The organism is Microcoleus sp. AT9b-C3, from assembly GCF_036705485.1.
Classification (GTDB): domain Bacteria; phylum Cyanobacteriota; class Cyanobacteriia; order Cyanobacteriales; family Microcoleaceae; genus Microcoleus.
Genome location: NZ_JAUBUR010000009.1, coordinates 62228 through 86983, shown reverse-complemented (window position 1 = coordinate 86983; position 24756 = coordinate 62228). Strand labels below are relative to the sequence as shown.

The 24756-nt window shown below is 43.4% G+C and carries 24 protein-coding genes; 9 read left to right on the top strand and 15 right to left on the bottom strand.

The genetic code is table 11. The annotated features are described in order from the left end of the window. Positions 1-43 precede the first annotated feature (43 nt). Both QUB77_RS11015 and QUB77_RS11010 read right to left on the bottom strand, forming a co-directional pair. On the bottom strand, positions 44-355 hold the full coding sequence (locus QUB77_RS11015) for an element excision factor XisI family protein (RefSeq protein ID WP_333173863.1): 312 nt from the start codon (positions 353-355) through the stop codon (positions 44-46). Continuing rightward, entirely contained in the window at positions 340-759 is a 420-nt protein-coding gene (locus QUB77_RS11010) for a XisH family protein (RefSeq protein WP_333173861.1), read from the bottom strand. Before QUB77_RS11010 ends, QUB77_RS11015 begins: the two co-directional genes overlap by 16 nt. A 371-nt stretch (positions 760-1130) precedes the next feature. Here QUB77_RS11010 and QUB77_RS11005 point away from each other — a divergent pair, with 371 nt between their 5' ends. Continuing rightward, positions 1131-1775 (top strand): peptidase M15, encoded by a 645-nt coding sequence (locus tag QUB77_RS11005; protein WP_333173858.1) that lies wholly within the window; start codon positions 1131-1133, stop codon positions 1773-1775. Here the strand turns inward: QUB77_RS11005 and QUB77_RS11000 are convergent, their stop codons facing one another. Together QUB77_RS11000 and QUB77_RS10995 are read right to left on the bottom strand one after the other, a co-directional pair. Beyond that, on the bottom strand, positions 1776-2066 hold the full coding sequence (locus tag QUB77_RS11000) for a hypothetical protein (protein ID WP_333173855.1): 291 nt from the start codon (positions 2064-2066) through the stop codon (positions 1776-1778). It abuts the gene before it with no gap. A 35-nt stretch (positions 2067-2101) separates the two neighbouring features. After that, entirely contained in the window at positions 2102-2551 is a 450-nt protein-coding gene (locus QUB77_RS10995) for a hypothetical protein (protein ID WP_333173853.1), read from the bottom strand. A gap of 405 nt (positions 2552-2956) precedes the next feature. Here QUB77_RS10995 and QUB77_RS10990 point away from each other — a divergent pair, with 405 nt between their 5' ends. The 5 genes from QUB77_RS10990 (at position 2957) to QUB77_RS10970 (ending at position 9692) form a co-directional block, all read left to right on the top strand. Next, the gene (locus tag QUB77_RS10990) at positions 2957-4381 is read left to right on the top strand and encodes an aspartate ammonia-lyase (RefSeq protein WP_333173850.1); all 1425 of its coding nucleotides are present in this window, start codon (positions 2957-2959) and stop codon (positions 4379-4381) included. A gap of 171 nt (positions 4382-4552) precedes the next feature. Next, entirely contained in the window at positions 4553-4879 is a 327-nt protein-coding gene (locus tag QUB77_RS10985; protein ID WP_333173847.1) for a hypothetical protein, read from the top strand. A gap of 222 nt (positions 4880-5101) precedes the next feature. Beyond that, positions 5102-6061: a DUF362 domain-containing protein gene (locus tag QUB77_RS10980; RefSeq protein WP_333173844.1), complete on the top strand. Its 960-nt coding sequence runs from the start codon at positions 5102-5104 to the stop codon at positions 6059-6061. Between the two features lie 697 nt (positions 6062-6758). Then, on the top strand, positions 6759-8018 hold the full coding sequence (locus QUB77_RS10975) for a glycosyltransferase (RefSeq protein ID WP_333173841.1): 1260 nt from the start codon (positions 6759-6761) through the stop codon (positions 8016-8018). 735 nt (positions 8019-8753) lie between these two features. Beyond that, on the top strand, positions 8754-9692 hold the full coding sequence (locus tag QUB77_RS10970; RefSeq protein WP_333173839.1) for a class I SAM-dependent methyltransferase: 939 nt from the start codon (positions 8754-8756) through the stop codon (positions 9690-9692). Between the two features lie 474 nt (positions 9693-10166). Here the strand turns inward: QUB77_RS10970 and QUB77_RS10965 are convergent, their stop codons facing one another. The 8 genes from QUB77_RS10965 to QUB77_RS31715 form a co-directional block, all read right to left on the bottom strand. Continuing rightward, positions 10167-11012 carry a WecB/TagA/CpsF family glycosyltransferase gene (locus tag QUB77_RS10965; protein ID WP_333173837.1) on the bottom strand — a complete coding sequence of 282 codons (846 nt, stop codon included), beginning with the start codon at positions 11010-11012 and terminating at the stop codon, positions 10167-10169. Between the two features lie 78 nt (positions 11013-11090). Then, positions 11091-12173 carry an NAD-dependent epimerase/dehydratase family protein gene (locus QUB77_RS10960; protein WP_333173834.1) on the bottom strand — a complete coding sequence of 361 codons (1083 nt, stop codon included), beginning with the start codon at positions 12171-12173 and terminating at the stop codon, positions 11091-11093. Between the two features lie 59 nt (positions 12174-12232). Continuing rightward, positions 12233-13462, bottom strand: a complete 1230-nt coding sequence (locus tag QUB77_RS10955) for a glycosyltransferase (protein WP_333173831.1) — start codon at positions 13460-13462, stop codon at positions 12233-12235. Then, complete coding sequence (locus QUB77_RS10950; RefSeq protein WP_333173828.1) at positions 13462-14622, bottom strand: glycosyltransferase family 4 protein; 1161 nt, start codon at positions 14620-14622, stop codon at positions 13462-13464. The genes QUB77_RS10955 and QUB77_RS10950 overlap by 1 nt, the downstream gene beginning before the upstream one ends. A 1-nt stretch (position 14623) precedes the next feature. Next, complete coding sequence (locus tag QUB77_RS10945) at positions 14624-15532, bottom strand: glycosyltransferase family 2 protein (protein WP_333173826.1); 909 nt, start codon at positions 15530-15532, stop codon at positions 14624-14626. Between the two features lie 305 nt (positions 15533-15837). Continuing rightward, on the bottom strand, positions 15838-15978 hold the full coding sequence (locus tag QUB77_RS10940; protein WP_333173824.1) for a hypothetical protein: 141 nt from the start codon (positions 15976-15978) through the stop codon (positions 15838-15840). Positions 15979-16064: 86 nt separating this feature from the next. Continuing rightward, complete coding sequence (locus QUB77_RS10935) at positions 16065-16391, bottom strand: hypothetical protein (protein ID WP_333174095.1); 327 nt, start codon at positions 16389-16391, stop codon at positions 16065-16067. A 197-nt stretch (positions 16392-16588) separates the two neighbouring features. Then, the gene (locus QUB77_RS31715; protein ID WP_445251742.1) at positions 16589-16894 is read right to left on the bottom strand and encodes a transposase family protein; all 306 of its coding nucleotides are present in this window, start codon (positions 16892-16894) and stop codon (positions 16589-16591) included. 358 nt (positions 16895-17252) lie between these two features. On the opposite strand from QUB77_RS31715, the gene QUB77_RS10930 reads away from it, so the two are divergent. Together QUB77_RS10930 and QUB77_RS10925 are read left to right on the top strand one after the other, a co-directional pair. Further along, on the top strand, positions 17253-18197 hold the full coding sequence (locus tag QUB77_RS10930; protein ID WP_333173821.1) for a glycosyltransferase family 2 protein: 945 nt from the start codon (positions 17253-17255) through the stop codon (positions 18195-18197). A gap of 13 nt (positions 18198-18210) precedes the next feature. Further along, entirely contained in the window at positions 18211-18912 is a 702-nt protein-coding gene (locus tag QUB77_RS10925; protein ID WP_333173819.1) for a CatB-related O-acetyltransferase, read from the top strand. Between the two features lie 39 nt (positions 18913-18951). Here QUB77_RS10925 and QUB77_RS10920 read toward each other — a convergent pair whose 3' ends face one another. The 3 genes from QUB77_RS10920 to QUB77_RS10910 all read right to left on the bottom strand — a co-directional run bounded on the left by QUB77_RS10920 (position 18952) and on the right by QUB77_RS10910 (position 23034). Continuing rightward, positions 18952-20148, bottom strand: coding sequence for a hypothetical protein (locus tag QUB77_RS10920; protein ID WP_333173816.1), 1197 nt, complete (start codon positions 20146-20148; stop codon positions 18952-18954). Then, positions 20145-21482, bottom strand: coding sequence for a flippase (locus QUB77_RS10915; protein ID WP_333173814.1), 1338 nt, complete (start codon positions 21480-21482; stop codon positions 20145-20147). The genes QUB77_RS10920 and QUB77_RS10915 overlap by 4 nt, the downstream gene beginning before the upstream one ends. 130 nt (positions 21483-21612) lie before the next feature. Further along, positions 21613-23034, bottom strand: a complete 1422-nt coding sequence (locus tag QUB77_RS10910; RefSeq protein ID WP_333173812.1) for an O-antigen ligase family protein — start codon at positions 23032-23034, stop codon at positions 21613-21615. Between the two features lie 204 nt (positions 23035-23238). Here QUB77_RS10910 and QUB77_RS10905 point away from each other — a divergent pair, with 204 nt between their 5' ends. Further along, a complete protein-coding gene (locus QUB77_RS10905) occupies positions 23239-24711 on the top strand; it encodes a polysaccharide biosynthesis/export family protein (protein WP_333173810.1) in 1473 nt (490 codons plus the stop codon). The last annotated feature ends 45 nt before the right edge of the window (positions 24712-24756 follow it).

The following is a 24756-nucleotide window of genomic DNA, read 5'->3' as shown; positions in this document are numbered from 1 at the left end:
CTGACTTGCTCGGTCTGCGTGCGATCGCGCTTACCAATCAATTTTAGCTTTTTGCAACAGGAAAAGAGCTAGTCACAATATGCTCTGATTTTATACCAGACTCAATCAGCGATCGGCTTAGACCTTCCTCAAAGTTATCCTCTTCAATTACAACTCGATCGTCAACTAAACGAGCATGAAACAGAATGGTGTCAATCCAGCGTTGTTTATCCCAGCCTGTCGCGAGAATCAGAAAGTGACCCGAATCGACATCACAGACAGAGTAAAGGTCGATCGCCTGTAAACGGGGTTGCGCGCGAGTTGCTTCTTGCAGGGTTTTTTTGAGAATGTCTGCATAGGTTAGTGAGTTATCCATTGGAGAATCGCCTCTTGACTTGGTTCGTAAACTAATAAGTTAATTTTATTTCGCTGGACGGCTAACTGAAAAATCGGTTTTTGAAAGTGCTTAACGTAGATCGCTTGGCTCACTGCTAAAAACAACTGACGCTCCGGTTCTTGGTTTTCCAATGCCCATTGGTAAAGCTGAAGTTGTCCCATAGTTTTTTCCAGTTCGCTAATGACTGATGGTGAATCAAAGTCTTTGATTTCAACAGCGATTTTATGCCCTTCTTTTTCGGCACTGAAAAACTTTTCTGCTCCTAAGTCGGCTTTCAAAAGAGTCTGCTCTAACACTAAGACTAAAGGATCGTCCGTAATTGTCCACCCGTCTTTTTCGAGGGTGCGACGCAGGGAGGAATGTAAATTATCGCGTCTAGACATTCGATATTCCAGAATTTAGGTTAGGAAAGATTAGCACGAATCTCTTCAGCTCCCATGTCTTGTGGATGTCGCTTATTGTGAAAGTAAATAGTCTAATATGTAATCAAAGATCGCGTTTTTAAGTGCGACGAGTAAGATGTTTGAGTCGGGTGGTGCGCCGTCGATCGAGAACAGGAGATTCCGACGGGGGTAAGAAGGCGGGGACAGACATGGGCAAGTTGCGGTATTTTTAGACTTTATCATGTATGGTACCGTAAATGCGGTACAATTATCAGTTAGCTGGCTTCGCTTTTGCCTGAAACAATGCTTCTAAGTTATCTGTCAGTATTGTAACATTAAGGTATTCACCTCTAATTGCTGTAGTTAATTCTATGAGAAAACCACAAACTGTTAAAGCTTTGGAAAAGCTAGGAAGGGTTCAACTCTCTAAGAGTTTTTTCATGCGTGAGTTTCTTTATTCAGAAATCTCTCAAATTGAAGGTATCCCTAACATTCCTAACGATCCTGACTTGGCGATCGCAGCAGGAAAGAATTTGTGTGAGAGGGTGCTTGAACCAATTCAAGATGCGCTTGGTCGGATTAGTATCCGCTCAGCCTATCGTTCGTGTGCGGTGAACGCCAAAGGAGCAGAGAATGAAAATCAGTACAACTGTGCCAGTAATGAGTACAACTATGCACAACATATCTGGGACGTAAAAGATTCAGAGGGGTATATGGGAGCAACAGTATGTATTATTGTTACATCATTCATCCCTTACTATGAACGCACTCAAGATTGGACAGCATTGGCATGGTGGATACATGACCACATTGATGCTTATGCAGAAATGACATTTTTCCCCAAGTATGCAGCGTTCAACATTAGGTGGAGCGAGAATCCTAATGTTTCAAAAACCATTTCTAGCTACGTAAGAAACCCGCACACTGGTAAGAATAGCGGGTATCTGACAAAGGAGGGGATGGATAATTTCTCCGGTTTGCACGAGCAGTTTTACCAAGAATTTATCGATCGCTGACTAACCATCGCCTTGAACCTCAATAGTATAACTGTAGCCCGGTTCAGTCAGAAACAGTTGGCGGTGTCGGGCAAAATCTTCCTCGCAAGTTTGTAGCGATACTAATGTATAAAAGCTGGCCTTGTGTCCATCGGATTTCGGGCGGAGAATCCGTCCCCGGCGCTGCGCTTCTTCTTGGCGAGAACCATACTTTCCTGATACCTGAATTAACACATCGGCCTCGGGTAAATCGACGGCAAAATTGCCCGCGCGAGACAGAACGTAGAATGCGTCGCTACCAACAATCTCCAAGCAGCTTCAATATCTCGTGGCGACGCACCATACAATTAGTTGATCGAAACTGATAGAGTGTAACTAGCTCCTCCTCGTTCTGTACCAACAACTATCTGATATTTTCCCGTCAGGGGCAATTCTCCCGACCAGCTTTTTTCTCCTTCAGCTACGGCGTTTGTATTCGGATCGACAACCTTAAAAGCAGCATTTCCCTCAACTGATTGGATCTCAACATTCATGGTTTGACCTTCTTTGGCGTTAATCAGATAAATCATGACTTCGCCGCGCGCTACTCCTCCTTTTACTTCCGCTGAACTAGCACCGCGCTTAAACTGAATCTCCTGCTGGCGCTGACTCATTAAAATCGCCGGTTTTTCCGGGATGGCTGCGGTGGGAACAATGCTGGATATAGCCTTTACTGAAGCCGGAAAAAGCGCAGAGGCGCTTAAGCCGATTATCAAAATATTTAGCGGGTGTTTGAAAGTTTTTGCTGGTTTGTTCATGGGAGTTTAACACTCTTGTGCAATGGATTTACTTGTAGGATTATAGCTGACTCGCCTTGTCTGCGTGCGATCGCTCTTACCAATAGACTAATTTTAGCTTTTGCAAACTGTCACTCGATTTCAGCTTTGAGATTTTAGATTGAAGCCTAAGATGTGGGATAATTTTGTACGATCGCGACTTACGCATTACTGTAAAGTTGCCTGCGGGCGCCCAAAAGTAAGATCGCCCGTCAGCCGTGTTACCAAAAAAAATTGCCAGTCTAGGACACACAAAAACCTTCAGAAACCGGGTTTCTTGACAAAAAACTACGCTTTCAAACAGATTCCCCGACAAGAAACCCGGTTTCTGACCAACTGTGCGTAAGTTCTGTTTGCACAATTCCTAATTATCACAAACCAGACGATATGACTCAAAAGCCAACCGCAACCTATCGCATTGAAAGCGACTCAATGGGAGACAAACAAATCCCATCTACTGTATACTACGGCATCCAAACCCTGCGCGCAGTTGAAAATTTCCCGATCAGTGGCATTAAGCCTTTATCAACATACGTTGATGCTTGTGTTTTAATTAAAAAAGCAACGGCGATCGCCAATGGCGAACTCGGCTGCATTCCCCAAGACATCAGTCAAGCAATTGTCCAAGCAGCAGATGAAATCCTAGCTGGCAAATTGCGCGATCAATTTGTAGTTGATGTCTACCAAGCCGGGGCCGGAACTTCTCACCACATGAACGTTAATGAAGTTCTTTCAAATCGCGCTTTAGAAATTATGGGCGACGAAAAAGGCAACTACAAGCGGGTCAGTCCTAACGATCATGTAAACTACGGTCAATCGACAAATGATGTGATTCCAACTGCGATTCGGATCGGCGGATTGTTGGCGTTAGAAAAAACTCTGTTTCCGGCTTTGTCGGATGCCGTAGTCGCCCTAGAAAACAAAGCAGAAGAATTCAAAAATATTGTTAAATCTGGCCGCACTCACCTACAAGATGCTGTGCCGGTTCGACTCGGCGACACCTTCGGCGCTTGGGCGCAAATTCTCAGAGAACATACCTTGAGAATTGACAGGGCATCCGATGATTTGACATCCCTGGGATTGGGGGGAAGTGCGGCAGGAACAGGCTTAAACACTCACCCAGAATACTGTCAAAAAGTTGCTGAAATTCTCTCCGAATTAATCGACCACCCCGTGAAACCAGCAAAGCATTTAATGGCTGCTATGCAGAGTATGGCACCGTTTGTAAATGTCTCCGGTGCACTGCGAAATCTCGCTCAGGATTGCGTTAAAATCTCCCACGACTTGCGTTTGATGGACTCAGGGCCGAAAACGGGTTTGAAAGAAATTCAACTGCCTCCCGTGCAACCTGGTTCGTCAATTATGCCGGGAAAATACAATCCTGTGATGGCAGAAATGACATCGATGGTTTGTTTTCAAGTTATGGGTTACGATAGCGCGATCGCCCTGGCAGCCCAAGCAGGACAATTAGAATTGAACGTGATGATGCCATTGATTGCCTACAATCTCATTCACAGCATCGAAATTTTGGGCAATACCATCAGCGCGCTGACTACACAATGCCTCGCCAAAATTGAAGCTAAGGGCGATCGATGTCTCGCTTATGCTGAAGGTAGTCTCGCCCTCGTTACCGCCCTCAACACTCACATCGGCTATCTCAACGCCGCCGCCGTCGCCAAAGAATCCCTAGAAACCGGCAAATCTTTGCGGCAAATTGTGTTAGAACAGGGTTTAATGAGTGCAGAAGACTTGGCAAAAGTTCTAGATTTAGAGAAAATGAGTGCGATGCCGACATCTTCTGCTAACGTTTAGGAGCTCGCAGGTATCACCTAGAAACTAGAAGGCTGAACTCGACTTAATTCTGCCTTCTGCCTTCTGAGTTCAGCCTAACGGCTGTCATAGGTTAAAGTTAAACTCTTCAGAATTCAATTTTTTAAATTTAATTCTGGATTTTTTATAGTCTAAAGTTTGGGAGCAAGATTTATGCGCGCCGGTTCTTTTGCAAAATTAACTCAAGATAAAGAGAACACCACTCAAGTGACATTTCATTATGTGGAAGGTCATGCAGAAACCTTTACTATTCCGATGCCTGCCCAAGAATTCCAAGAGGAAGTGCTGCATTTGTTAAATCAACCTTGGTTGACTTTCCATTTAGCAGACCAAACCGTTTTTATCTGCACAGCCAGGGTGGTAAAAGTAGAAGTAAAACCTGCTATACCTGAACTGCAAGGTCAAGGAATATTCTCTAACTCGCTGCGAGTTAGTACCATGCAGCGGGCTGCAGTTGGTAGATTGCCCATGAATAGTTAGAGTTCGTTTGTATTGAGATGATTCAATATAATGCAGGCGCATATCACCCGGCTTAGGGTGTTCTGTGCCTGCATTATATTGAGATTATTCCCCATCGATAACCAATTACCAACAAGCGGTAAGGTGCGCACTGCGCACCCTACATATAGAAGTTGTACGTAAGTCCCGGTAAAAATCCCCAATTCCTAATTCCCCATTTCCCTTAGAAAAGAATTAAAAATTATGTCGGCTGTTAGTTTAATTCAGGCAAATTCATACGATCGCCAACTCTTGCAAACCTCTGTAGAAAGTTTGTTGGCACCCTTGGGCGGAATCTCGGCTTTTGTCAAATCGGGCGATCGGGTTTTACTCAAACCCAATCTCCTGACAGGTTCTCGCCCTACAAAAGAATGTGTCACCCGCCCGGAATTGGTTTACTGTGTGGCTAAAATGGTGATTGAAGCGGGAGGAAAACCCTTTTTAGGTGATAGTCCAGCTTTTGGTAGCGCCATGGGTGTAGCCAAAGCCAACGGTTATTTGCCGCTGTTGGAAGAACTGAATTTGCCAGTAGTGGAGTTTCAAGGAAAACGCTACGAAACTGTCAGCCAAGATTTCAATCATCTGCGAATTTGCAAAGAAGCAATGGAAGCGGATGTAGTAATTAATTTACCCAAACTCAAATCTCACGTTCAATTAACAGTGACAATGGGCGTGAAAAATTTGTTTGGCTGCGTCCCCGGCAAAATGAAGGCTTGGTGGCACATGGAAGCTGGCAAAGACAGCGCCAAATTTGGTGAAATGCTGGTAGAAACTGCCCGGGCAATTAACCCAAATTTGACGATTTTGGATGGCATTATCGGCCACGAAGGTAACGGGCCAAGCGGTGGCGAACCTAAGTTTTTGGGAATTTTGGCCGCGTCTGATGATGTGTTTGCTTTGGACAGAACTTTAGTGGAAATTATTAATGCAGATCCGGCGACGGTTCCCACTGTAGCTGCGGCGATGAGATTGGGGCTTTGCTCGAATTTAGAGGATCTTGATTTTCCGCTTTTGCAGCCGGAAAATCTCAAGGTTTTGGATTGGAAGTTGCCGGAAAGCATGATGCCAATTGACTTTGGTATGCCCCGCGTCGTGAAGTCCGCTTTCAAACACCTTTATATCCGGTTTATTAAAGAAAAGTTCAGCATCAAGGCTTCGCATTAGCGAAGAGAGAAGGGATAAAATTTCTTTTTTTTATTCCTTCTGCTGCGCCTTGAATTGTAAATAAATATTATGTTACAACCTATCTATTTATGTAAAGTTTTAATAAATTTGTTATAAATCTATGGTTTCAGTAGGTACGCCGGATTAAACCGCATACTGTAACAGTATGTAAACAGGTTTAAGTCAGCCATTAGAGAGCATTTGGAGACTTTGCCCTCGTTTACCTATGGGTGTTTTTTCGCGCCGATTTACTTAAAGCATTGGTCTCGCCGTATTCGCAACTCGCGCTCATTCTTGCTAGAAGCAGTTAAATGTTTTTACGTAAGTATAAACACTTATGATAGCCCTTGTTTTAACCAAATTTACCCTAAAATTGCGCTTTTCTTTATAATTGACCGCTCAATTATAAAGATTGAGTAAAGCTCGGAAAAGGTTATTGACACTTATACGTAGATCGCAGATGATTGCGAGATATCAAACAGACCTCACCTTAAATAATAAAGGTCTAATCCAGTTGCTGACACCATCTTAAGTATTAGATATCTCCGAAATAGAGTCTGAAATGCTTCGCCTATCAGGCGACGAAATTTAAATTAGGTAGATGTCTGTTATATAGATCGCTCAACAGCCCTTGCCAAGTACAGCAAAGATTCGCTACCGCATCAGTAAACACTTAAAATCAGGGACTACTTCACCTATGCTTACTAACAACAATCTGACAATCGTACAGCCACTAAAAGCCAAGTTTTTGCCAAACAGTGAAGTTTTACTGACCCGGAAGTTAATAGAAGCAGTTGGTGAGTTAGCCACCTATTGGTCGGGTTCAATTACTGTGATGATGGAAGAAACGAAAGAAGACAACGACCAGATGGATGCAAAAATATTCAAACTTGATGAATTGCCATTCAAACTAGAAATAATTTCTTTTGATCGAATCACCCCAGCTTTACTACATCAGCATCAGAGTGCGCTGGTATTGGCAGCCCCGGAATACAGGCAGAACCATATCAGTCAAGTGTGTAAAATAGCGGGAGTACCGTGTATTTACGTTTCCGAATACAGTCTGAAAACTCGCAAACAGATCGTGAATGTGAGTACGAAAAATCCCCTGATCCGGTTGCGGAGAATCATCTGGACCTACAGTCAGGAATATAAGCAGCGCAAGGCGATCGCAATGGCAGAGGGATTGCAGTGCAACGGCACTCCTACATACCAACAATACAAGCATCTCAATCGAAACCCACAGTTGTTCTTGGACACGCGGATTAGAGAGGATATGTTAGCAACAGAAGCTAACATTGAAGGGCGCACTAAAAACCGCTCTCAAGATATGCCTCTCCGGCTAGTATTCTCCGGTCGCCTAATTAAGATGAAAGGAGCCGATCATTTACTTGAGGTCGCTAAAGAACTCAAACAACTGAAGGTGAAATTTGAAATGTTCATCAGTGGTATTGGTGAATTAGAAGAGATGATGCACCAGCAAATAGCTGCCCATCAACTTAATGATTGCGTGAAAATGCTCGGAGTGCCTGACTTTAAAACAGAGTTTTTCCCCTTTGTCAAGAACAATATTGATTTGTTTGTTTGCTGTCATCGGCAGGGCGACCCTTCTTGTACTTACATAGAAACTATGGCTGGTGGCGTGCCGATTATTGGATATGCCAACGAAGCATTCCAGGGAATTGCAGAAATGTCGGAGGCAGGATGGGTGGTGCCAATGAATCAGCCTAAACAGATGGCGAAGAAAATTGCAGAACTCAGCCACAACCGAGAAGAAATTAAATCGATGTCGTTCAAGTCGCTGAAGTTTGCTCAACAGCACACATTTGAGAAGACTTTTCAAGCTCGCATAAAACATATGCAGGCTATTGCCTACTCAACACGGCCTAGTCAAGTCACCGAAAGTCAAGTATGTGATGCTCCAGATCTGGTTTTGGCATACAGTCAACAGCCTTAAGAATCCTTCTGCCTATGATTGAGACAGGTTTCATTAAGGTAGCCACGGAAATCCGAGGTCTTGTAAAGGCAATGGTTGAGGTGAGCGATCGCCATTAGATTTAGATGTTTTGTTTCAAACTTAATAGCATCAAACTCGATTGGGCGATCGCATTTCTTCCATAGGTTCTCAAGTCTCATTTAACGGGTTACATTTTCTGGGCAACTACCAGATCCCACACCAAATCTAAAGCATTGAGCGACCAACTCATTTTCTTTTCCACCGCAACTGGCAAAACTAACAGGGGTTTTAGTTGAAATCTTGTTCAATCAACTGATTCAGTATTTAGGGATATGCACAACTGCTTTTATTATTATAGCCGAGAGACCTACCCTGTTTATAACTTAATATATCCTTAAATGATTGCTGAATGATTGACAATAGAAAAACTTACTCACAGCCCGCTCGCGGAAGGTGTAATTTGTTATCAAAAGTGACAAAGCCAGTTAAATGCGTTATCTTAAATTCGATGTTACCTGAAAACCACGCATCAGCAATTGTATTCCCAAAACTTCATAAGTTTTAGGCATTCATCTGCTATATCTCGGATTCCGCAATTATCACCAGTACATCACGTCCCGGATCGATCCAACGTGAGTGGTTATTAGTACATCAAGTTCCTAAGTAAGGCAAACTAAAATGCAAAGTCAAACGTCCTTAAGCCCTAATGTCGCCTGTCCGATATCGGGACAGATTATGAAACCGTGGCTATTCATACCCGGTGATTGGCGTAGACCTGGAAACAAAGAGTCATTTCAATTGTACTGGTGCCAAAAGTCACAACTTGGATGCGTTCATCCTCTACCCGAACTCAACAAAATCGCCAGCTTCTACGACATCGATGAGTATTATACTCATCATATAGACTTTACAGGCTTCGTATCTGCCTCTTCTATTTCCTTCTTCGATAAATTGCGTACCCATCTAGCTTGGCGTTTCGATCGCGGAGTAGATGTCACAAGTAAATGGTGGAAGCAACAGTTCGGGACTGCTTCCTCCTCGATCTTAGAAATTGGTTGCGCCAACGGACACCTGCTGCAACAACTGCAAGCAGATGGTCACAAAGTCTGGGGCGTAGAACCCGATCGACAAGCTTTGGTTTTGGCACAGCAGCGAGGTCTTAATGTATTTGATGGTACTGCTGAATCTTTGCCTCCGGAAGTCACGTCTAGACAGTACGACATAATTGTGATGAACCACGTACTCGAACATACCAGAGATCCTTTACTTGCACTCCGCAATGCCATGCAGTTGCTCGTGGATGGCGGCAAATTGGTGATGGAAGTACCAAATAACTCTTGTATTGGGCTGAAGTCATCAGGGATTGCATGGATGCATCTAGATGTACCAAGGCATTTGTATTTCTTCACACCGCAGAGCTTTCGCACTATCTGTGAAAAAGTAGGATTTGAGATAATTTCTACCCAATTTAATGGCTACTATCGCCAATTTGACAACACTTGGATTAATGATGAAAGAAAAATTTTTCGTGTGTTCGATTCAATGGCATCTCATCAGATAGTAAAGCCCAAAGAAAACAGTAAATTCCAAGCTTGGAAGCTACTGCTGAAAACAATTTTTGCTGCTGATGAAAACAAGTACGATTCGATCAGGATTGTGGCACAAAAGCCATAGTCATATCGAGGGAAGGACAATAAACTTTTGGTTTGATTATTAAGTTTGGTTACACACTCACCATACTTTTGCGATACCCTGCGCTCATCGCCCATGCCAGGAATACAGTCACACCAAATGCGACTATTGACCCAGCAATCCACCTGACTCGATCGAGACTCACGCACAAAATTTGTATGTAAGGTGTGCAGTCTGCCGCTTACCGCATAGATAATGTAAAAATTGTTTTCTGGCGCAATATCGTTTCCGGTTGCATCAGAATAATATATTTGGATCATGTCAGTGGGAGCTTAAGATATCGCGATTTGGGTAGCGAGATATTAAGCTCCCACTTTAATGCGGATGCCACCGGATTTGATATAAATTTTCTTAAATAGGCGATCGCAGTGGCGCCTCAAAACGATTAGTTACGATGTGTTTTCTTTTTTACTTTTTTCTTGTGAGCACCCATAATTCACCCGAAACTTTTAAATTTCAACCATATAATACTTCTTCTACAGGCGGCGTGGCGTCTGTGGGGTCGAACTGTTTGATTTTCAAAGCTTGTAGCAAAAACAGCCAGATATAAAGCGGATTTAAAAAAACATACCGCTGCCAAAGGCGCCGAGGTTCCTTCATCATCCGAAACAGCCATTCCAAACCTATTTTAGATAAAAAGTCAGGAGATTTAGCCAAATTACCCGCATGAAAATCGTAAGCAGCACCTACAGCAATCAACGGCATTGATAAGTCGTTCCGGTATTCGTAAGCCCAGACTTCTTGCCGGGGACACCCCAAACCGACAAAAGTAATTGCTGCACCGCTGTTGCGAATTTGCTGTGCAATTTCTTGTTTCTCTTGGGGCGAAACTTGCCTAAATTTAGAAGGCTGACTTCCAGCAATAATTAACTTGGGAAAACGCTGGCAGAGATTGCGAGATAAAGCTTCCAGTACTGAAGCTTGAGAGCCGTACAAATAGATAGGTAATCCTTCTTCTGCCGCACGTTCGCAGATTTGTAACATCGCATTCGGCCCGCAAACTCGATCGGGCAATTCCGTATGGTATAGCCAATTTAACGCCCACCTGACCGGCTGTCCGTCTGGCAATACTAAGTCTATGTGATTAATCCGATAACGATGAGTTCTGTCGAGAACCCCAGTCATTACCCCGTGAACCGCTAGAGCAGAAACTGACATTGGTTTTCCGGCGCTGGCTGCCGCAATAATTTGGCTAACAGCCGCTTCATAATTAACGGCATTTACTAATATGCCGAGTACATTCTTTTTCCCTTTATCAATCATGGAACTCCTCTTTAAGCCAACGCTCGCAGTTACAGTCATAAATCTCCCCTAAGATTTGTTTAACCTTGTATTCTTCAATCCTTTACCGAAATTCCCACCACATTCTTTTTGCCCCGCTCAACCATTGGAATCCTCTTTCAGCCAACGCTCGCGGTTACAGTCATAAATCTCCTGTAAGATTTGTTTAACGTCATATTTCATTTTCCAGTTGGGATAGTGACTGGAAAATTTGGAATTGTCGCTAATCCACCAAATGTGATCACCAATGCGATTCCCTTCAGCATAAGTCCAATTAAATTTGCGTTCCGCAATTGCCTCGCACATCTGGATAGCTTCTAACATCGAACAATTGCTGTACCTGCCTCCTCCTGTATTATAAACTTGGGCACTTCGGGGAGCTTTATAAAATTCATAAAATGCCGAAATTAAATCAGCGCTATGAATGTTATCGCGAACTTGCTTGCCTTTGTAGCCAAACACGGTGTAAGGAGTTCCCGTGACAGCACACTTCATCAAGTAGGCGAGGAAGCCGTGCAATTGAGCTCCCGAGTGATTGGGCCCCGTCAAACAGCCACCGCGAAAACAAGCGGTGTTCATATTAAAATATCGACCGTATTCTTGAACTAAAACGTCAGCAGCTACCTTAGAAGCACCAAACAAACTGTGCAGGCACTGGTCGATTGACATATCTTCCCGAATGCCACCTTCGTAAGTATGCCCGGGTTCAATTTCCCACCTGTGTTCTAATTCAATTAAAGGCAAACTGTTAGGCGTATCGCCGTATACTTTATTGGTAGAAGTGAAAATAAAAACAGCTTTAGGACAGTACAGGCGAGTTACTTCTAGAAGATTGAGAGTGCCGTTGGCATTGACGGTAAAGTCTATTTTCGGAGCACGGGAAGCCCAATCATGGCTGGGCTGGGCTGCTGTGTGAATTACTAATTCGATCGACTCTCCGTACCGCTGAAAGATATTGGTAATCGCTTCATAGTCGCGAATGTCCACATCTAAGTGATAATACTTGGTACCCAAAGACTTTTCGAGCAGTTGGCGGTTCCAGTTTGTAGAACCATCAGCACCAAAAAAGAACTGGCGCATATTATTGTCGATGCCAACTATATCTAAGCCTTGTTTGGCAAAGAACTGACACGCCTCAGAGCCAATTAAACCCGCTGAGCCAGTAATGATTGCAACGCCCACGTTTCACCGCCTGAAAAAATATAGTTTTCTTTGTTTGGCCTGATCGAACCCATCAGAAGTTATCCTGATTTTCGATAGACTATATCTTCGCACAATTGAGCAAAGAATTCGCCTTTAACATCCCAATCATATACTTCCCGGACGTGATTGCGACCTGCTTCACCCAAGCGCGATCGCAACTCTGCATCGCCGGCTAAATTAGCGATCGCTTCAGCTAGACCCTGCACTGCCTGTTCTGGATTGTAACCAGATACTTTTACCCCCGTTTGCGCCGTCACTTGAGTAGCAGGCCCTCCCAGATCCAAGCAGATGATGGGACGCCCCGCCGCCATCCCCTCCAAGCAAGTCCACCCACCTGAATCGTGCAAGCTAGGGTGAATAAGTACATGAGACTCCCCTAGCTTACTCAAAGTTTCCTCCCGTGGCAGCCTCCCCCACAACTTAACTTGAGAAGCAATGCCCAAGTCTTGCGCTAAAGACTGAAGGCGATCCCGTTCCGGGCCATCCCCCAGCAGCCAATATTCGGCATTCGGCAAGTTAGCTTGGGCAAAAGCCCGTACCGCCAGGTGATAGCCTTTCCAGTGCAGCAACCGCCCCATACTGATGAACCTGATCGGCGAATCCCCGGGCATTTTGCACTCTCCCAGCCGCGCCATCTCTGCCTTTGACAGACCGGCTTCAGAAAGCACCTGCACCTTATTAGCCCCCATCGCCCGCACCCGCTTAGCCGTGTCCTCCGTCGTCGCCAAAGCTAAGAGGCTTCTCCGAGCCGTCATCCTGGCAAAGGGATCTCTCTCACCCAGGCGCTGCCCCCAGTCTCGCGCTGTTTCGTAAAGTTTTGCCTTAAAGCTAAAATCTTCCCAAAAAGGTTTAGGGGCTGCTTCGCCACCGCCCACAGGCCCCCAAATAAAAGGAATAGGCAGCAGCGAGATGAAGCTGGGCGACCAAAATTTAACGTAGGTGACGTGGCGGGCGATGTCGAAATTAATTTGGCGGTGGAGCTGGCGCGCCTCTAAATAAGCCAAAATTTGCCACAGGTAATAGTGCAATTGCAGCCCTCCCTGTCTACCTTTAAAATTTTCGCTCCAGCCGAAAGGCTCAATGTAGACGAAGTGCAGGTTAGGGTTAGGGTTCGCGGCGAGGAAAGCTTCAATAGCGGCACGGTAAAAGGTGCGAGTTAGTACCCAAACTTCTTGATGTTTGGCGGCTTCTACTACCGCATTCCAGCCCACTCCTTCCTCAGATCCTTGTCCGGGTTCGCAGGCAAAGGCAGATAAAAGAATTTTCATCAACTTTTCTCCAATACTAGCGATGTCACATCGGCTATTAATTTTGCCGCCTTTTCCGGTGTATGTTCAGCGATCAGTTGCTGGGATTTTTGGCCCATCATCACTAACTTTTCAGGGCAATCAATCAAGTCCCGCATCGCGTTTGCCATACCTTCCGACTCATAGGGATCAAAAATATAACCATTTTCACCTTCAACGATCATTTCGCAAGCCCCAGCCCATTTTGAACACAAAACCGGCTTACCAAATGCCATCGCTTCTAGCACCACCATTCCCCAAGTATCTTCTAACGTAGGAAAAACAAACACATCAGCTTCTAGAAAATAAGATCCCAAGTATCCGTATTCTATCCACCCTGTCCAAACAATTTGTTTTTCTAAACCCCTTTCTTTTGTAAGTGCTTCTAGTTCCGATCGCTGTTCTCCGTCTCCAACGATAATGACTGTGTAATTCGAGTATCCCTGGATTTGCAAAATTGTGCAAGCTTCTAACAGATTCTTAATCCCTTTGCGAGAAATTACTTGACCCACGCACAAAAAAATAGGGTGGGGAAATGACAAGGATACAGACTTATTATTTTCTAACTTTTGTACCAAAGCTTGAGCATCAGGAACCATGTAAGGTTTAGCAAAGATATTACTTTCGGCGGCCCCTATCACTTCTACCAAATATTCTTTACCTCGGCGACTATTAGAAACAAAGGTATCAGCAAATTTACCCATCCAGCGTCGAATAGTCGAGCGCACCTTAGAATCTCGAAAGTCTACATTCGGGGAACTACTTTCATAAACTAAGACCAGTCGCCATTTCCCTATAGGCTTAAAAATTATAGCTACCAATGTCCAGATCGAAAATCCACTAGCAAAAATGACCTGGGGCTTGAATTTCAAAAGAGGAAAAATAATCCCAGGAGTAGCCTTAATATAACCACGACTGTACCCCGTTTCTATCTTTTGGGTGGTGATGAATTGAGTATCTCCCACAACTTGGACTACTTCTGTACCAGGAGCTTCCGGATCATAGCGAGGCCAGAGGCGACCTGTATAAAAAATCGTGTTCGGAATTAGTTTTTTGAGTTCATGTAAAATCGGCGGCCAATAGGCGCCAAATTCGGCCGAAGGGACAAGCCAAGCAATGCGGACTTCATTTCTATCAACCATCCTATTCACCTTGAGTTTTGTTTTTAGTCAATCCCAGTTTACTCAATACTGAAAGCCAAACTAACCTGCGATAAGGTAGCAGCCAATAAATTGGCCACAACCAGCCCCCATGCCGCTGAGTAAATACTTTCCACTCTTGAGCCGGTTGCAGGGTAGCATCTTTGAAGGATAAACCTTTCGGTTTGCTCATTTTATCCAATCCTTCACTTAAATTATCAGCAGCCGTTTTGGTCACCTGGGGGTTGAGAGAACAAGTGCCTAAATAGCCAGGAGCAATCCAAACTGTACATCCTTTTTGTCTGGCTCGTAAACCATAATCCCAATCGCCAATATAATGGACAAAAGCCGGATCGAGGTTGCCGACCATTTGCACAACGCTGCGGGGAATTAATACGCAGTTGCCGTGCATAGTATCGCACATCTGAGGCTCTTTTGTTGGTTCGAGGATACGATATCGGAAGGGGTGCAAAGGGTTATTTCGCACCACACCACCGTATGTTGTTTTACCCGTTTCGGGGTCGCAAGTTGAACCGCCAATGATGGCTTTTGTTTCTCCTTTTTCTGATAATTTTTGAGTTGTTTCTAGCAACACACTTACGGTTTTTGGCTCAAGAATAGTGTCATCATTTAACCATAGGTAGTAGTCGGGATCATTTTTCATTGCTTCCGTGAAAGCCCCACGCATTCCCCCGTTCCAAAATAAGTTTCCATCGCCGGAAAAAATATTGACTTGAGGATAGATTTGACGAACTGCCTCGCTGGTGCCATCGGTACTGGCATCATCCACTAAATATGCTAAAATATCAACATCGGCTGGAAGTGCCTGCTTAAAAAGAGCATCTAAGCAAGCTAATGTTTTCTCTTTGCGGTTGAAGCAAGTTAAAAGGGCGGCGATTTTAGTACGGTTCATTGTTCCCAATTTTGCTGCTTTTAACGATAGGTAAGAGTAAAAGTAACAGTGTTTTATTTTACCACTCGATCGGCGGTTGCAACCGTCGCTACAAAAATGAAATTAGGGCTTACGTAGTCGCTCCCCCCCCATTCACAAGAGGGCTTTAAGAGTTCCCCACTTGGGCAACGGTGTGGCAGGGTGGATTTATGGTTGAAAGAGTAAATCAAGGGATACACTTATTTGCTGACGCTATCGAGAACAATTTAACTGCTTTGTCTCAAGTTTTAAAACCGAAAAGCAACTCGTTAATATATTCAAGTTTTTTAGCCATCAATCTTAAAGCTTGAGGAAGAGTATTTGTACCACTCACTCATGCGAGCGATGCTAAAAACTGTCACGCCCATTGCCCAATTAGCAGGTGCGTTGCCACCGCGATGAATGCAGTTATCCTCATTTAAGGTCACATCTTTAATTCAATGTAGCCGATTCTCTAGCAACCAATGTCCCCGAACAGCCTCAGCAAATTGATGGGCTGACCAATCCTTACTACTTAAATAGTAATGTACTTCATGGAAATCAACCAAGCGACGACGGCTTTTTTTACCTTCCAATGGGTTGCCAGTTCTCTCGCAATTATACGTTTGGCACCCGCCCACGCCGGTAATAATTGAGCTGCTATGGGATAACTTGTGGTATGGCGAGTTGTGGTGCGTCCATGTAGGCGTTCCGAGGTGTGAGCTAAGTCGAGCGGCGCAGTGGATTTGACTAATTTTTGAGCGACTTTAAATAGATTTGATTGATTCTTTTTGATAGTAACTATGTAGTCATTACCACCATCAATGATTAAAGCAAGAGTTTTTTTGACAATGCAAGGCATCCGCTGTAATAACTACTTGAGTACCTGAGAGTTTTTTGATGAGTTCCTCGACAACTTCTATTGCACTCTGATGCTGATTTTCCCTAACTTTGTGCCGCACTACCCACCCGCTCTTATGGCTGTATACAGAAACTATACTCACAAAATTTTGGTAATAGCTATTACCACCGACACTGGTACTTTTAATATTTTTTCCATCACTTGCCATCAATTCTCAGGCGTGCGAGCGGTAAAGTCTGTTGCGACCATACATTAAAAAGAACGGCAATCACTTCAAAATCTAATGAGTGAGTAATTTTTCTAAAATTTGCGTCCGATGGGAAGCTAATATCCTGCGGGAGGTTAAAGAGTTTTATCAGAGTCGAGCGGTGATTTTTGGTCAACTCCACCAAGGGTTGATATCCCCAATATCCCGTACAACTGCCCAATAAAATTATTGTGAGTATCAGCCATAGGGGGTGTCTAATTCCTCTCGGATGTCGGTGGTCTGGTACTGATTTAATTGCTACAATTAAATTGATTGCTGATGAACTTTTGTAATGATAATCAAGCGTGATGGCTCGCAGGCTTGATCCGAGCGCACTCTCAATATTATATAATTATACGACCCGAATAAACTCACGCTGCACTTGGGCAACGGTGTGGGGGTATCAAAGTTTTAGAGTTTAAGAGCCTCAGTCGTAGAAGTCTGTCTGGGTAAAGTATTACTGTATTATAGTTGACCAGCGAACTTTTTGGTGATAAATTGGAACTAAGAACTTAAGTTAACAAGCCAAGCCTGCAAAATTCCTAGCACATTCATCATATTGATGAGTTCTACCAAGCAAAAATATTTATAATCGTTGGAGTTGAATAGTTTAAATGCCCCATTATCAGACAAAAACTCCCATTGTTTTTGTGGTTTTCAATCGAGTGGATACTACTGAAAAAGTCTTCGAGGCGATTCGACAAGTTAAACCCTCTAAGCTGTTAGTAATTGCTGACGGCCCTCGTGCCAACAAACCTGGGGAAGCTGAAAAGTGCGCCGCTGTTCGTGCAATTATCGATCGGGTCGATTGGGACTGTGAAGTTCTGAAAAATTATTCAGAGATTAATTTAGGTTGCAGGGATCGCATTTCTAGCGGTTTCGACTGGGTATTTAATACCGTAGAAGAAGCAATTATTTTAGAAGATGACTGTTTGCCCCACCCAAACTTCTTCCCTTTTTGTGAGCAGTTATTAGAGCATTATCGAGATGACAAACGGATTATGTCAATCGCTGGCGTAAATTTACAATTTGGTAGAAAAAGAACAGAAGACAGTTACTATTTTTCGCGTTTTAGTAACTGTTGGGGATGGGCGACTTGGCGCAGAGCATGGCAATACTATGATGTTGACATGAAGTTATGGCCTCAACTTCGGGAAACAGGTTTTCTCGAAAATTTATTAGCTAATCCTCAATCTGTAAAAGTTTGGGATAGTGCTTTTCAGGTTTCTTATGATGGAACTGTCAACAATTGGTTTTTTAGATGGCTTTTTACTTGTTGGGTTCAAAATGGACTTGCTATTATTCCAGAAAAAAATTTAATTTCTAATATTGGATTTGGCAGTGAAGCCACCCATACTTCCGCAGAAGATAGTATATACAGTAATATGCCAACGGAAGCAATAACCTTTCCTTTAAGGCATCCAAACCACGCGATCCGAAATTTTGTAGCGGATCAATTCACTCAAGATACATTTTATGATTATCATCCCCCATTAATCAGGCGCATAAAGAAAAAATTAAATAAGTTATGTGGGAACACAATATTTAACCTTCACTAAGTAATTAGTAATCATGTCTAAAATATCAACATTTCTCACTTCTATATTCAAAAATCCAATCACTGAATATCTGCGATTTTTAGTCAATTGGTGGAGAAACAAGTTTAAATATAATAATTTTTATCAAGATTATATGGCTTTGGTTACAAATTCAACTATCAGTCACAATGTTAGTGTGTCTAGTCGTGTAGCCATAGAAGGTTCTGTCATTGGTTCTTACACTTATGTGCGCGATAATACGCGAATTTTCAATGGTGTTGTCGGCAATTTTTGTTCGATAGGGCCAAACTGTATAATTCGCTTAGGCTTACATCCTGTGGGAAATTTTGTTTCAAGCCATCCGATATTTTATTCGCCAAAGATGCTAGTAGGGACAACCTTTGTAGACCAAAAATATTTTGAGGAAGAGGAAAAAGCTGTCCATATCGGCAATGATGTTTGGATTGGGTCAAATGTTATTGTTGTAGATGGTGTAACTATTGGTGATGGAGCCATTATCGCAGCCGGAGCTGTTGTCACAAAAGATGTGCCACCTTATGCTATATATGGAGGAATTCCGGCCAAACTTATTCGCTATAGGTTTGATGAACAAAAGATTGATTTTCTGCTGAAGTTTAAGTGGTGGGACAATGATGAAAAATGGTTGAGAAAAAATGTCAAATATTTTCACAACATTGACAAATTTATCCATCTTTATAACACGGAAAATAGTTGAACGATCGCGGGTTCGGTAGTATGTCTAATAAACCCTAGGTTATATAACATCAGCAGTCATCTGGGATTTAAACTTAGACCAATTCAGAAGCATTACAGCCGCTATGAAGGCCAGTGTATCATTGCTAGTCTGATAGGGCAAAAATCTATAGCGAAAACTAGCCATTCTCGGGTCACGCTCTTGGTATAAAATATCTTGAGCAAAGTTCCCCCAACGCTCATCTATCAAATCAATTGTCATACCAGCATGAGCCGAAGGTAGCAACATATTAGAGCCGTGAAGACCAATTACTAAACGGCTTTGTGAATAAACACTGCATATTTCCTTTTCAATTTTTTCATTAAAACTATCCACTCTGTAATCTTCAATCCATGCTGGGAACTGGGTTTTTGTCCCCAAACCAGCTACTGCAAATTTGGCTTCTGGTACTTGCAATCTGATTTTCTCAAATAACTGCTGAATTTTCAAATTTTGCAATGGCAATGCCCTTTCTCGTTGATTGAGCTTTTTCAGAACTCGGAACAGCCCACTGTTAACTAATAAACGATCTTCCCGCCAAATAAAAGTAATTCTTGTTTCTGGTTCATCAAATTTGTGTTTGGGCACTCTAGTAAACCGCGTGATGTCAAACTGACTCGGATGAGAATGAGCTTCGCTGACATAAATTTCATCAAAGCGTTTAGTTTCTTCCTCAACAAACTCAGCGAAGCTGGGATAGTAATTTTGACCATTTTTTAAAGAAATAGGTACTGTCCAGACTTCTGCAACTTCATCAGGAACCATCCACCTTAGAAACTTAGGAACTATCACAACTAACCCGCAGTCAGAGTTGCCTTCTAAATGCCTTTGTGCATTTAGCAACTTCAGCAGGGAATGACCATAAAGATGATCGATACAGTTTAAAATAATTACCCGTTTGCAGGGTTCAAAAATTTCTTTGACAATCTCAAGTTTTTCTGATTGAGGATTTTGGAGTGAATTTAGTAAGGGTTTGCCTAGCCATTCTTTTATGTAAGCAACTGTTGCAAAAACTTCACCTTTGATTGTATCAACTTGGAGGGAATTTCTGACTCCATGACCTACTCTCAACTCGTCGATTATTTCGCTGCCACATCCCGCGCACTTACAGTCAAGAACAATATGTATCCCTTGCCATAAAATATTTTTGGCATTGAGTTCTGTCCCGCAATAAGGGCAATTCGAGCGCTGTTCGATGTTAGGTTTAATTTGAATCATTTTACTAATCCTCTGATTCTACAAGCGGCCTTGTATAAGTTAAGGGAGCGCCAGATTAAATTTCCGAATGGGCGCAATTCCTTAATCAAGAAATTGACTAATATAATCACGTAAAAATAAGCTATCAGAGTAGCCGCCGTTGCTCCAAGAGCTCCATACTTAGGAATCAGAAAAAAGTTTAACCCTACATTAAAAATAGAGCCGACTACAGTCAAGTAAAGACCGTAGCGCAACTGACCTTCTATGTTCAAATATGTACTCCGTGCTACTCCAAAGTTACTGCCAAATTGCGCCCAAACATAGATTGACAGTACCGCTGCTGACTGTGTATATTTTTCACCGTAAAGTAGATGCACTATCCAGGGAGAAAGTAATGATATCGGTATGGCAACTCCCAACCATAAAAATATCATAATATCCGAGTAAATTTGAAATTTATGTAGATATTCTTCATAATTTGTCTTTCTCAAATTCGCTAATTTGGGAAAAATAGAACTGGATATGATCATCGGCAAGAAATCGCAGATTTCCGAAATTTTAACAGCCGCAGCATAATAGCCCAGTTGAGCATTTTGATTCATCGCACCGAGCATTATCTGATCGGTTTTTGAGTACACATAAATTGCCAATCCCGACAAAATTATCGGCCAACTCTCCGATAGCAGTTCCTTACACCTTTCCCAACTGAAGTGCCAATCCTTAATTTTATTCCCCGTAAGCTTATAAAAATATACATAAGCGATTCCTACCAATGCCACCTCTGCCAATCGAACCCAGGCGAAGGCAAGCAGGGGGGCTTCAATTGTCACTAACCCAATTCTGACAGCAGCAACTAAAAAACATACCGAATTTTTAGCCAACACTGTATATTTTGACTGGATTTGGGACTGGAACCAAAAATTGATAGCCTCAAAAGCGTTAAATATAGTTCCTGCTGCGATGATACCTACCAGCCACCGAGTCAGAGTGTCGTTGGGCTTGAGTAGCGCAATCACGGTGACAGTTAACACCAAAGTGATGCAGCCACCAGTAAATTGGAGTCCGAAGGCAGTTCCCAGGGTCTCATTTTTGCATTCTGGGTCGCGAGCGATATTCCTCACTACCAGAGTACCCAAGCCCATTGTTGCTACCGAACTAAACAGCGACACAAAGGCGAGCGCGTAGTTGAGCAATCCAAATTGTGTCGGACCAAGATAGCGAGCCACCCAAAGACCTACAAAAAGGCCTAGACCCATCTGCAAGATTTGGTCAGTGAACAGCCAAGCTATATTGCTGAGTACCTGGCGCAGACTAGGGCCGAGCCTTTGACTCACCGCAGTTAACTTATCTCGCATCAGAATATTTTAAATATTTACAAAACACAAACGCGGTTCTGGCAGAGTCGGCAATCTAGCAAAATTAGACTTGTTGATCCTATAACAACATACCACAAGTGGATTCACGCTTCGCCCAATCAAGGTTACTTCAATGGACAGTGCGAGCTAAAGAACGCCTTGGAGGGTTGCTGCTGCTACTGTTAGAAGAATTGTTAGTATTATCTATGGCAAGTCGAACCGTCAACATTGCGTAACTCAGCCAAGGATTTGCTATCTCTATAATATAACCTTCTGTGATGTTGCTTATAATAATAGACACTAGAAAACAAATAGGTATTCCTGCTTCTTCCAGCGTGCTACGACTCAAATACCGAACTGCATAAGCTAAATTCAGCAGCAAGGAACCCATCATTAAAATTAATCCCGGCCAACCGAAGGCTAACAAGATCCCGATCCCCCCATTGTGAGGATTTTTAGGTTGAAATCCATTAGGAGTATAAATAAAATAAGCAGGAGTAGCCGAGCCTAACTTATCTTGTTGAAAAAATCCATCGTATCCGTAGCCCAACCAGGGACGCTGATTGACCGCAGCCATTAACTGCGGCCAGAATTCTGTCCGCCCAGTTAGAGTCAAGTCCTTGCCTAACCCACCTACAATAATATCCTCTAGGTTGTCTACTACAAAAACCGTCATAATTATGCTGACTACTAGGAAGCATATAATTGCCGTAAATGCCCACTGAAAACTTAATTTTTTTAGAAAGTTTAGTGAGGACACTGCAATTATTAATATGATAGTAATCACTAGAGCAGAACCCGATTTATTCGCCCTTACTAGGTAAAATGAAAATAACATCATTCCCAAAGCAATCCACCGCTCTTTCTGAGTTTTAGCTCCTTGAAAATAATGCAAATACCAAAATGCCGTACAGAGAGCTAAGACTCCCCCCAATGAATTTTTAGATTGGGTTAAGCCAACAAAATCGCCTGCTCCTGGGGGTTTCATTACAAAACTTGCCAAACCGATTGCCGTGTATCCCCACCGCCAAAAACGAGATAAATCCTCCCATTTATATTGGGCTGCAATGTAAAACCCGAAAGCAGTAAATCCTGAAAAAGCTAGACCTGCTCTTAGCGTTCCTTCAGGAAATATAGACCATAATGTAGACAGTAATGGGAGTAATATATAAAGTAAAAAGAAAGGATTCATTATCAATATTTTGGCAAAAGTTTCTATAAAATTGTTACTAAATATTTTAATTCTTGAAATCAAAATTAATACTACCCAGGGGTAAAAAAAATAAGGCATTAGTTTTAATATGCCACCTTCGGGATCTTTCAAGTTAACAAAATGCAAATAATTAAAAGGAGGCTGTGTCAGAAAGGGAGAGATAAAAATATAAAGACCAGCAAAGCTTTTTTCTAAAGCTAAACCTAGTTTTTTATAGCTAGCAAATTGAAATAATAATAAAGTTGCAAGTGCTAGTATAGCCATTAGCAGCCAGGTCAATGAAGAACTACCTAAAATCAGCTCTTTCAGCATGTTTGCGTTAGACACTGGTTGAGTCATTATTGCTTTCCTTTATCAAAAACAAGTCAAATTATATAGATATAAAATATAGCCGTCAACCCGCAACTACGCTAACACATAAATTAGCCACAAAGCAAAACTAGAGCATCTTTTTTTCGGCGATCGCTTAAAATAATGAGCTTTTTGCCCCGCACTAAAAAGGCTACACTTATATAAATCATAGTCAATAAAATTAGGTGGTGTATGGTTAACACCCATTTTCCAAGACAGATAGCCCGGTCGGTTGTGGGTGTTGTCTTGTTTGCTTCCAGTGTCCTCGCTGATGCCAGAAGCACCCCGGCACAACTTCCCATCCCGTTAGGCGCCCAGCAAGCGCAGAATGTTGCGCCCGTTACGAGATCGCCGGAAAGCTATAAACTCGGCGGTGGCGATCGCATCCAAGTAGAAATACTCGAAGTACCCGAACTCAGCCGCGGCTACGAAGTTCTTTCCGACGGTTCAGTCAACCTGCCGCTAATCGGCTTGGTCTCCGTCCGTGGCCGCACCTTAGTAGAAGCCACCAACATCATCCGCAACGCCTACCGCCGCGTCCTCAAAGACCCCATAGTCACAGTCAGCCTCGTCGCCGCCCGCCCCCTCAACGTCGGCGTCATCGGAGAAGTAACCAGGCCCGGAAACTTCACCATTACCCTAACTCCCGGGCCGGGAGCCACGCCGAGTGTCCAGTACCCCACCGTCACCCAAGCGATCAGACTCGCAGAAGGCGTCACGGGTGTCGCCGACATCCGCAACATCCGCGTCCGCCGTCCCCAACGAGACGGCCCGGATCAAGTGCTCAACGTCAACCTGTGGAAATTCTTGCAAGAAGGAGACATCTCTCAAGACATAATTTTGCAAGACAGAGACACAATCGTGATTCCCACAGTCGCCAACTTCAACCAAGCAGAAGCTCGTCAATTTGCGACGGCTAACTTTTCGCCACCCCCAGAAAAACCTCGATCGATCTCCATCGTTGGTCAAGTCACCCGCCCTGGGGCTTACGTCGTGATCGGTGGTAACACTACAAACGACCTCAGCCGCGAAGGTTTTCCCACCGTCATCCGGGCGATTCAGCTAGCTGGCGGCATCACCTCCGATGCTGACATCCGGCAAATCCAAGTGCGGCGCGTCACCAGAAGAGGCGAACAAATTATCCCAGTCAACCTGTGGCAGTTCCTAGAGTCGGGCGACGGCGCCCAAGATACAATCCTCCAGGAGGGAGACACGATCGTCGTGCCCAAAGCCACGATCGTCAACCCTGCAGAAGCTGGTGTGATCGCGAACACTAACTTTGCCCCCGTCGGCATTAACGTTTATGTAGTAGGAGAACTCAGAACATCCCTCGATCCCTTGAGGCTCCCAGCTAATGCCACGCTGAATCAAGCTTTAGTTTCCAGAGGATTTTTTGGCTACGAAAATACGAGAGCTAGAAGGGATAAAGTTGAGCTGGTCCGCCTCAATACCGACGGTACAGCTACTAAACGGACGATCGAAGTCAATTTAACTCAAGGAATTAACGAAGAAACCAATCCTCAACTTCGCAATAACGACATGATTATCGTATCTCGCAGGGGTCTCGTCAATTTTGTCGATCGTATGAACGCTGTAATCGGACCTGTCGGACCAGCTACGGGGGTGTTAAATTTTATAAATGCTCTCCGATTTTTATTCAGGTAAGAAGGCGGCGGGTGAGGTGGATAATTCCTGGCAAAGGCTAGAATA